The organism is Corallococcus sp. AB018 (genome assembly GCF_003986945.1).
In the GTDB taxonomy this organism is placed as follows: Bacteria; Myxococcota; Myxococcia; order Myxococcales; family Myxococcaceae; genus Corallococcus; species Corallococcus exiguus.
In genome coordinates, this window is record NZ_RAWR01000299.1 from 1 (window position 1) to 9,874 (window position 9,874).

Annotated in this window: 7 protein-coding genes and 1 pseudogene; 5 read left to right on the plus strand and 3 right to left on the minus strand. The window is 70.1% G+C overall.

Annotated features, from left to right (window positions below; translation table 11 throughout):
- Positions 1-1,538: putative metal-binding motif-containing protein (locus D7Y11_RS39065; protein ID WP_126936220.1), on the minus strand; the 1,538-nt coding region annotated here is incomplete at its 3' end.
- Between the two features lie 79 nt (positions 1,539-1,617).
- The gene (locus D7Y11_RS39070) at positions 1,618-4,023 is read right to left on the minus strand and encodes an endonuclease MutS2 (RefSeq protein WP_120581391.1); all 2,406 of its coding nucleotides are present in this window, start codon (positions 4,021-4,023) and stop codon (positions 1,618-1,620) included.
- A gap of 75 nt (positions 4,024-4,098) precedes the next feature.
- Between D7Y11_RS39070 and D7Y11_RS39075 the strand changes: the two genes are divergently transcribed.
- The 5 genes from D7Y11_RS39075 to nadD all read left to right on the plus strand — a co-directional run bounded on the left by D7Y11_RS39075 (position 4,099) and on the right by nadD (position 8,723).
- On the plus strand, positions 4,099-4,833 hold the full coding sequence (locus D7Y11_RS39075) for a tetratricopeptide repeat protein (RefSeq protein ID WP_121755003.1): 735 nt from the start codon (positions 4,099-4,101) through the stop codon (positions 4,831-4,833).
- 67 nt (positions 4,834-4,900) lie between these two features.
- On the plus strand, positions 4,901-6,235 hold the full coding sequence (locus D7Y11_RS39080) for an adenylate/guanylate cyclase domain-containing protein (RefSeq protein ID WP_126936221.1): 1,335 nt from the start codon (positions 4,901-4,903) through the stop codon (positions 6,233-6,235).
- A gap of 44 nt (positions 6,236-6,279) precedes the next feature.
- Positions 6,280-7,470 carry an exo-beta-N-acetylmuramidase NamZ domain-containing protein gene (locus D7Y11_RS39085; protein WP_126936222.1) on the plus strand — a complete coding sequence of 397 codons (1,191 nt, stop codon included), beginning with the start codon at positions 6,280-6,282 and terminating at the stop codon, positions 7,468-7,470.
- A gap of 7 nt (positions 7,471-7,477) precedes the next feature.
- Entirely contained in the window at positions 7,478-8,152 is a 675-nt protein-coding gene (locus D7Y11_RS39090) for a hypothetical protein (RefSeq protein WP_126936223.1), read from the plus strand.
- Between the two features lie 10 nt (positions 8,153-8,162).
- Positions 8,163-8,723 carry a nicotinate (nicotinamide) nucleotide adenylyltransferase gene (nadD, locus tag D7Y11_RS39095; RefSeq protein ID WP_121755007.1) on the plus strand — a complete coding sequence of 187 codons (561 nt, stop codon included), beginning with the start codon at positions 8,163-8,165 and terminating at the stop codon, positions 8,721-8,723.
- Here the strand turns inward: nadD and D7Y11_RS39100 are convergent.
- Positions 8,720-9,874, minus strand: a pseudogene (locus D7Y11_RS39100) (hypothetical protein); the annotation flags it as partial. The gene nadD and the pseudogene D7Y11_RS39100 overlap by 4 nt on opposite strands.

Consider the following 9,874-nt stretch of genomic DNA (forward strand, 5'->3'; position numbering starts at 1 on the left):
CCCTGGCCCCCGCCCCCGCTGAATTGCCCTTCCTTGCCCTGCGAGGCGGCGCACGCCTGATTGCCGCCGGCCCCGGGAACCGGCGCGCCATTCACGATGCGACCACTGGCCAGGATGTCGTGGCTCAGTGTCGCATCCCCGTACACGGCGAGGATGACCGGACGGGTGCCCACGATGCGCAGTTCGCCGCCCAGGGCCAGGGTCCGCACCGGGATGAGAAGGATTTCGGGGGCACCGCCAGTCTGGGGCAGTGGGTGGACACTGAAGGCGGTGGTATCCGGGCCTCCATTCGCCTGGGGTGTCCAGGTCTGGGTCTCCGTGTCGAACACCACCGGCCCGGTGGTCCTCAGTTCGCCGATGTCACCGCCAGGAATGACGTTCGGATTGAAGTTGGTGGGCGTGTATGGGAACGCGACGCACTGGCCAGACGCGCTGCATACGCGCGGCGTTCCGGACTCATCCTGGCTGCAGGGCAGGTCGAACTGCGCCGGGTCCCCCGCGTAGATGCAGGAGTTGTTCGCCGTGCAACCCGCGACCGTAGTGCACTCCCTGGATGGGCAGGGCGTGGGCGTGCCATTGCACGTGCCTGCGCCGTCGCAGAAGCCCGGAGCGTGGCAGACGTCTCCGTCCACGCAGGATGCGGAGACCGGCTTGGGGGCGTACTCACAACCGCCATTGGTAGGGTTGCAGGTGCCCGTGGATTCCTGGCACTGGGCATTCATTGGCGTGGTGCACGCCTTCGGGTCGCCCACGCACTGCTTGCCGGCGGTGCAGCGGCCATTGAGCATGCACGGGTTCCCGGTGTCGCAGGTCGTGCCGACGACCACGTTCCCCTCGATGCACTGGCCCGTGGACGCCTCGCACGTCACCGTCGCCTGGCATTGGCCCGCGCCCTGCGTGCACTTGGGCGTGCCACCTCCGCACAGCGCAGACGCACCCACGCCAATGCATTTCTTGGCCATGTTGCACAGGTCCCCGTCCGTGCACGTCTTCTGCGCGCACTTCGTATCCGCGCACGCCTTCTTGCCATCACAGTCGAAGTCGATGGCCGTGTCGCACTTCTCCTCGGCGCCCGGATGGACGTCGTCCCGCGTGTCGTCGCAGTCGGAGATGCCCGCCCATTTGAGGCCGGCAGGGGAGGGAGAGCCGTCGCCGTCCAGGTCCACCGCCTCCAACGTCACGTTGTAGGGCGTGAACTCCTTGGGAACGACGTTGAGCGAAGCGTTCGTGAACGTCTCCACCGCCTCCCCCGTGCACCCCGGCTCCACGTAGGAGGACACCGTGACGCTCAGCGTGGTGTCCCAGTCCGCCTTGCGGCGCACCGCGACCAGGACCTCTTTCTTGTCCGGGTTCTTGAACTGGCCGGCCGGGATGTCCGTGGCTTCCTGATGACCCTGCGCATCCTTCGCCTCCACGCGCACGCACGCGGGCTTGAAGGTGCCGTAGGTCACGGACACACGGATGGCGCCTTCGTCGGGGGCCTTTTCCCCACAGGCGGCCAGGAACACCACGCATCCCAACAGGCAGAGCCGATACATGGCGCCGCACTGTAGCCAACACTTCCCTGCGCCGGGGAGCGGGGCCGGTAAGACCCCGGCTCCCCGTCAACAGGGGAACTCAGCCGCGCAGGGACACCACGGTGACGCCGTCTCCGCCCTCGTGGCTCTCGCCGGGGCGGAACATGCGGATGTACGGCGAGGCAGCCAGGTGGTCCCGGATGGCCTGCTTGAGGGCTCCCGTGCCGTGGCCGTGGATGATGAGCGCGGCGTCCTCACCCTTGCGCAGGCCCTGGTCCAGGAATGTCTCCAGCTCCGCCAGCGCGTCGTCCGCGCGCATTCCGCGCACGTCGCAGCGGAAGTTCGTGGCCTCCACCTGCGACGGCGCCGCGGAGGCCGCTCGCTTCAGGGCCGCTTCGCCCTTCCGCTGCTCCGGGAACTTCGCCTGCTGCGGCTTCTTGCCCCGTGAACCGGACAGCTCCGTCGTGGCCACGCGCATCTTCAGCGCGCCGCCCGCGGACACCACCGCCTGGCCTTCCGTCAGCTCCAGGATCTCCACGTCCCGGCCCAGGCCGGAGTGGTGCACCCACGCGCCCACCTTGAGGGTCGCGGGCCCCGGGGCCTCCACCTGGAACAGCTCCGCCTTCGCCGCCGCCGCGCGCTTCTGCGCCTCATCCGCGCGCTGCTGCAACTGCAGCCGTGCCTCGGAGAGCGCCTTCTCATTCTGCTCCGAGCGCAGCTTCGCCAGCAGGTCGCGGACCTCCTGGGCGGCGTGCTCGCTGGCCGAGTGCACGTCCTCGTTGAACTGCATCATCCGACCCTTGCGCTCACGCTCGAAGGCGACCTTCTGCTTCTCCAGGTCCGCGCGGAGCGCCTCCGCCTCCTTCGCCGCGATGCGCGCCTTCTCCAACTCCTCGGAGAGCTTGCGCCGCTCGTCCTCCGCGGCCGCCAGCGCCTTGGTGAGCGGACCGCCCGCGTTGAGCGACAGCTCCCGAGCGCGCTCGCACACGGAGGCGGGCAGGCCCACCCGCGCCGCCACGTCGATGGCGGACGACTGACCGGACGCGCCCATCTGCAACCGGAACGTGGGCGCCATCCGCTTGGAGTCGAAGCCCACGCGCGCGTTGAGGAAGCGCGGATCCATGTGCGCCAGCGCCTTGAGCTCCTCCAGGTGCGTCGTCACCAGGACGTACACCCCCTTGCCCAACAGCTCCTCCAGCACCGCGATGGCGATGGCCGCGCCCTCGCGAGGATCCGTGTCCGAGGCGATCTCGTCGATGAGCACCAGCGAGTCCGTCCCCACCGCCGCCAGGATGTCCCGCAGCAGGGTGACGTGGCCGCTGAACGAGGACAGGCCCTGCGACAGGTCCTGCGTGTCTCCCACGGTGGAGTGCACGGAGCGGTACAGCGGCATCCGCGACCCTTCGCCCACCGGGATGGGCAGGCCCGCGCGCAGCATCAGCGCGCACAGCCCCACGCCCGTCAGCGTCACCGTCTTGCCGCCCGCGTTGGGGCCGGACACCACCAGCGCCCGGGCGCTTTCGGTGAGCGTCACGTCGTTGGACACCACCTCCGTGCCCTTGAGCACCAGGCGCGGGTGGCGCAGCGCGCGCAGCTGCAGTTCCTTCACACCCACGAAGGTGGGCGTCGTGGCGTCCAGGTCCGCGGACAGGATGGCGATGGCCTCCACCTCGTCCAGCTCCGCCACCGCCTCCAGGCCCTCCAGCATGCGCGCGGACTCGCGGCCCACGAGCCGGCTCAGCTCCTGGAGGACCTTGAGCTCCTCCTCCGCGACCTCCGACTGCGCGATGGCCAGGTCGTTGCCCAGGCCCACCATCGCCTGGGGCTCCATGAAGAGCGTCTGCCCCGTCTGGCTGGCGTTGTGGACGATGCCGTCCACCTCCGCGCGGTAGTTCGACACCACCGGCACCACGTACCGCCCGTTGCGCAGCGTGTAGTAGTTCTCGCGCAGCTTGGTGGTGAACGTCAGGTCGTGGAGCATCTCGTCCAGGCGCGATTTGATCCGCCGGTGCAGGCCGCGTGCTCGGTCGCGCGCCTCCTTCAGCTCGGGGCTCGCGCGGTCGGAGATGGTTCCGTCCGGTTCGAAACACTGATCCAACCGGCGCGCCATGGCCTCCAGGAAGGGCAGGCGCTTGGAGATCTCCACCAGGCGGGGGACGCGCTCCTTGCGCTCGTCCAGGGCCTCGCGGGTGCGGGCGAAGGCGAAGAGCAGCTGGGCCGCGTCGATGAGCTGCCGGGGCTCCAGCACGCCGCCCTTCTCCGCGTGGCCCACCGCGGTGCGCAGGTCCGTTACGCCGCCCAGGGGCATGGAGAACTGCTGCTGGGAGAGGAAGCGGGCCTCGTCGACGAGCGCCAGCGCTTCGGTCACCTCCGTCTCGGTGTCCAGGAATGGACGGGCCAGCACCCGCTCCCTTCCTGGCTCGGTGCGGCAGCGCTGCGTCAGCGCGCGGAGCACTTCCGGGAAACCAAGGTCTTCCAACGTCCTTTGGGAAATCTGCACGGTCATGGGTTTCATGCGAGGCCGGGTGTCCGTCAAGCGGAAGTATTGAGGTGGCCCACCGGGACCTGCTATCTGCCAACCATGATGTGGGTTCTCGTGGCGGCGCTGCTTGCGGGCGCGTCCGACGCACCGGCCTCTCCGGTCCTGACGGCGCAAGCGGCTCCGGCCCCCAGTCCGCTGGCGGATGCGCTGGCGCTGGAGACCTCGGGCAACGACGCGGGTGCCCTCGTCGCCCTGGAGCGGCTGATTACCCACCAGCCCCGCTGGGAGTTGCCCCGGCTGGAGGCCGCGCGGCTGCTCCTCAAGGGAGGCAGCGCCCCGGAGCTGGAGCGCGCCCGGACCCATCTGGACGCCGCCCTGCGCGAGGCCCCGGACAACCCCCGCGTGTACTTCCTCCAGGGGCAGCTGCTGGAAGAGAAGAGCGCCACCTTCGACGCCATCCGCGCCTATGAGAAGGCGGTGACCTTGCGTCCCTCCTATGACGACGCGCGCTTCCGGCTCGCGGGCCTCTGGGCGCAGGTGGGGGACTGGCTCAAGGCGGAGCTGCACTACCGCCCCCTGTCCAAGTCCCGGCCCGCGTGGGTGCAGGTGCGCATGCAGCTGGCGGCGGTGCTGGAGAAGCAGGGCCGCACGCTGGACGCGGAGCGGGAGTTCCTGGCCGCGCGCGACGCCCAGCCGGACAACCCGGGCGTCCTGAGGACCCTGGCGGCCTTCTACGAGCGGACGGACAGGCCCCAGCTCGCAGCGAAGGTGAGGGCGCAGCTGACGGCGCCGGAGAAGCGCAACATGCGGGCCCTCAAACCTTCAAAGCGCTGACAGCGAGCGGCGGGGCTCGGTCCGTGGCGATTGCTTCGCGCGACGCGCTGCATACACTGCCCCCGCTTTGAAGACCGCCAACCTCGCCATCGTCTTCACCGACATCAAGGGCTTCACCGAACGCACCAGTCGGCAGACGCTGGAGGAGAACCAGCGTCTGCTCCAGGTGCACGACGCGTTGCTCGCGCCGCTGTTCAAGGCGTTCGGTGGACGCATCATCAAGTCGATTGGCGACGCGTTCCTCGTCACCTTCGAGTCCCCCACCCAGGCGGTGCTGAGCGGCATCGCCATCCAGGACCGGCTCTGGCACCACAACCGGCAGCTGCTGGAGGACGAGCAGATCCACGTGCGCGTCGCGGTGAACGTGGGCGAGGTGCGGGTGGAGCCCAACGACATCTTCGGCGAGCCGGTGAACATCGCCGCCCGCGTGGAGGGCATCACCGACGCGGGCGAGGTCTTCTTCACGGAGGCCGTCTACCTCTCCATGAACAAGGCGGAGGTGCCGTCGCAGGAGGTGGGCGCGTTCGAGTTGAAGGGCATCCCCGGGAAGATCCGCGTCTTCCGCGTGCCGCGCGCGCCCTACCGGGTGCTGGCGCCGGCGGCGCCCGACGCGGTGCTGCCCTCGCCGGAAGAGGCGGCCTTGCTGCCTCCCTACGGCAACCTGGCCCTGGCGCGCGTGGAGTCGAACCTGGACCTGAGCCAGCGCGCGGCGGCGGGCGCGGCGGCGATGGGGCAGGGCGCGGTGGCGGTGGGCCAGCGCGCGGCGGCGGGCGCGGTGGCGGTGGGGCAGCGGGCCACGGTGCTGGGGCAGCAGGCGCGCACCGCGACGGATGCGCTCTGGGCGCGCGTGTACGCGAAGCTGCCGCCCGCCATCACGACGAAGGTGTCGTCCACCGTGGCCGGCTGGAGCATGTGCGCGGGGCTGGTGGTGGTGCTGTTGGGCGGGGGGCTGCTCGTCGGCGGAGGCGGCGCCACGATGCGGGCCATCCGCGACGTGGAGGGCACCACCGGCCCGGAGAAGACCCAGCGCGTGAACGAGGCCAAGCGGCTCATCAAGTTGGAGGAGGCGGACCAGCGCTCCTACTTCAGCGGGCGTCTGGAGGAGGCGCAGGGCAACATGAGCGCCGCGGTGGTCCACTACGCGGCGGCGGTGCGCAAGGACGCCAACGGCCGTGCGTCGTCCCGGCTCATCTCCCTGCTGAAGCATGAGCAGTGCGGCGTGCGCTCCAGCGCGGCGGCGGCCGTGGGCAGCCTGCGCCTGGAAGACGCGCGCGGCGCCCTGGAATCCCTGGCCGACGACGGAGGCCCGAACGAAGGGACGGCCGGTGGGTTCCTCGGCCTGGGCACCTGTGACTCGAAGCAGGCGGCGGCGGACGCGCTCAAGCGTCTCCCCGCGAACTGACCCTTCCTGCGCCCGCGCGTATCCGCGGGACGAGGCGACTGAACGTGACGAAGGTGAAGACGGGACTGGATGTGTGGGCGGCGCAGGGGTTCTCCGCGCTCAAGGGCAAGCGCGTGGGCGCCATCGTCAATCCCACGAGCGTGGACTCGCGCTTCCGCCACCTGGCGGATCTGCTGGCCGGCACGGACGGCGTGACGCTGGCGGCGCTCTTCGGGCCGGAGCACGGCATCCGGGGTGAAGCCCAGTACATGGTGGCCGTGGACGAGGCGCGCGACCGCAAGACGGGCGTCCCGGTGCACAGCCTCTACGGCTCCACCTTCGAGTCGCTCTCCCCGCGCCAGGAGTGGCTGAAGGGGTTGGACGCGCTGGTGTTCGACATCCAGGACGTGGGCAGCCGCTACTACACCTACGTCTACACCATGGCCCTGGCGATGAAGGCCGCGGCCCAGGCCCGCGTGCCGTTCTACGTGCTGGACCGGCCCAACCCGCTGGATGGGGTGACGCTGGAGGGCAACCTCGTGGGGGAGAAGTTCCGCTCCTTCGTGGGGCTGTACGCGCTGCCCAACCGCCACGGCATGACGGCGGGGGAGCTGGCGCGGCTGTTCAACGCGCAGGAGGGCTTCGGCTGTGAGCTCACGGTGGTGCCGTGCGAGGGCTGGACGCGCGACATGCACTGGAGCGACACGGGCCTGCCGTTCCTACCGCCGTCGCCCAACATGCCCACCGCGGACACCGCGCTGGTGTACCCGGGCATGTGCCAGCTGGAGGGCACCAACGTGTCCGAAGGCCGCGGCACCTGCCGGCCCTTCGAGCAGTTCGGCGCGCCGTGGGTGGACGCGGATCAGCTGATGGCGCGGCTGGACAAGGAGCGGCTGCCGGGCGTGGCCTTCCGTCCGGTGGGCTTCACCCCCACGTTCGACAAGTACACGGGCCAGTCGTGCAGCGGGGCCTTCATCCACGTCACGGACCGCAAGGTGTTCCAGCCGCTGCGCACGGGCATCGCCATCACCCAGGCGCTGCACGACATCGGGCCGGGGCAGTTTGCCTGGCGGGCGGACGCGTACGAGTTCGTGGAGGACGTGCCCGCGTTCGACCTGCTGTGCGGCACCGACCAGGTGCGTCGCGGCATCGAGGAGGGGTGGCCCCTGGACCGGATGCTCGAAGGCTTCGAGGCGCAGACGGAGGCCTTCCGCAAGCGCCGCGAGCCCGCCCTGCTGTACGCTTCCTCGCGGTGACCTCCACGTGATTGGTGTCTTCTCCGATACGCATGGCGACCTGGACGCCTTCGACGCCGCCTACGAGCTGCTGCGGGCGAAGGGGGCCCGGCGCTTCCTCTTCACCGGCGCGCGCTACACGGACCTGGATGAGTGGGTGCTGTGGCGCCGCAAGAAGAGCCGGGGAGGGCGCGAGTACTCGGACGCGGACTTCCTGGCGGACGTGACGCAGTGGCTGGTGGCGCCCCAGGACGGCCTCGGGCGCACGCCCGCGTCCCGCGAGGCCCCCTCGGACCTGGCGTCCGAGGACGACCGGCGGCTGGTGATGGAGCGCTTCGTGCGCGTGCCGGAGCGCGACTCGCTGGCGTACCGGGACCCCGCCGTGGCCAACAAGGCCATGGACCTGGTGGGGGACACGCTCTGCTGCGTGGTGCACGACAAGAACGACCTGGTGCGGGACGACCTGCTCAACGCGCAGGTGTTCATCCACGGCAAGGAGTCCGAGCCGGCGGTGGTGCAGATTGGCCCGCGCTACTTCGTGACGCCGGGCCGGCTGGTGGGGGCCGCGGAGCAGACGTGCGGCCTGTTGGAGAAGGCGGAGCGCAACCTGAGCTTCTCCGCGTTCCGGTTGGATGGACACCTGGTGCTGCCGCCCCGGGTGCTGCAGGTCGATTCGCGCTCGACGAAGCTCACCGTCAAATAAGAGGCCCGCCGTGAAGGTCGCGCTGCTCGGAGGCTCGTTCAACCCGCCGCACGTGGGCCACCTGATGGCGGCCACCTACGTCCACGCGACGCAGGGCGTGGATGCCGTCTGGCTGATGCCCACGTTCCACCATCCGTTCGGCAAGCAGCTGGAACCCTTCGAGGCTCGCGTGCGCATGTGCGAGGCGCTCTGCCGCGAGACGTCCGGCTGGCTCCAGACGAGTCTGGTGGAGCGCGAGCTGGGCGGTGGCGGACGCACGGTGGACACGCTGGCGTACCTGGTGGATCGCCACCCGGACACGCGGTTCTCGTTGATCATCGGCAGCGACATCCTGAGGGACCTGCCGCAGTGGAAGGACTTCGACCGCATCCAGCGCATGGCGCACGTGACGGTGCTCTACCGCGCGGGCTACCCGGCGCCGGACACGGTGGGGCCGCCGCTGGCGGAGGTGTCCTCCACGCAGGTGCGCGACCAGCTGACGCGAGGCCTGGAGCCGTCCGAGTTGGTGCCCTCCGCGGTGCTCCAGGTGGCGCGCGATGAAGGCCTGTATGGCCTGCGCGGGCCTCGCTAGAACGTCATCCCGATGATGTGCAGGTCGCCGAAGCCGTCATCGAAGCGGTGGGCGTACTGGTAGAAGAACGAGAGCGCGTAGGCCTGTCCCATGGTGAGCCGCAGCGTGGCGGAGCCGCCCACCGCCCCGTGGTTGGTCCGGTTGTCCGTGCGCGCGAGCGAACCGAACGCGTCCAGCTCCAACTGGCTGACGAAGAGGGACGGCAGCACCCACAGCGTGGACGCCCAGCCGTAGTCGATGATGAACCGGTAGCGGTAGCGCGCGTTGGCGAGCAGCACGTTGCGCGCGCGGAAGGTGTGGTCCTCGTAGCCGCGCAGGTACTCGCTGAAGGCGAGGCCCGGCTGGAGTTGCAGCGGCAGGCCACCGTCGGTGGTGCTGTCGCGGTTGATGAAGAAGGCCTGGCCCGGAAGGATTCCGCCGACCTCCAGCAGGTCATCAGGCGCGCCGGGCAGGGCGCGGCCCGCGACGGAGAGCAGGAGGTTGTCCTTGCCGATGAAGGGCAGGCCGCCCAGGTACCCGTCCACGCCCAGGCGCACGTCGCCCACGGTGGAGTCGCGCGCGAAGGCCTTCGGGAAGATGCCGCCGCTCACGGACAGGCCCAGTCCGCGCTGCGTGCCGCCGTAGGACGTGCCTTCGCCGGCGAAGTACGACGCGGCGACCTCCGGTCCGATGAGGCGCGTGGTGATGGACGGCCGGCGATCCGTGGCGTCGAAGCGGCGGTCGAGCGCGAGCACGCCGAAGCTCACGGGGGTCGTCCAGAACGTCCGGGACGCGAACACGGTGGCCTGCAGATCCGTGCGTTCGTTCTCGCGCAGGCGTGACGCGGAGACCTGGAGGTAGAAGGGAGACAGCATCGCGTTGCCGTATGCGAACGACACGCCGGGCTGCTTCTCCTTCAGGTCGTACGTCAGCGTGAGCGCGTAGGCGTTGAAGCCCAGCCGATCCTGGCCCGCGATGGAGATGCCGCCCGCGAAGTACGGGTCGTTTTCGTCGACGTCGTTGGGGACCGTGTAGAAGTAGGGGACCCGGTAGTTCGGGATGAAGAAGCCTTCGAGCGGCGAGTAGGGCTCGTCGGTCAGCACGTCCACCGCGTGGCCGACGACGGCCGGAGGCGTCACGGGCGCGTCCACGTCATGGGCGGGATCCACGGG

What these genes read in the sequence shown, in the direction of transcription:
- D7Y11_RS39070 (WP_120581391.1), bottom strand. Translation starts at nt 4,023, where the DNA reads ATGACCGTGCAGATTTCCCAAAGGACGTTGGAAGACCTTGGTTTCCCG.
- D7Y11_RS39075 (WP_121755003.1), top strand. Translation starts at nt 4,099, where the DNA reads ATGATGTGGGTTCTCGTGGCGGCGCTGCTTGCGGGCGCGTCCGACGCA.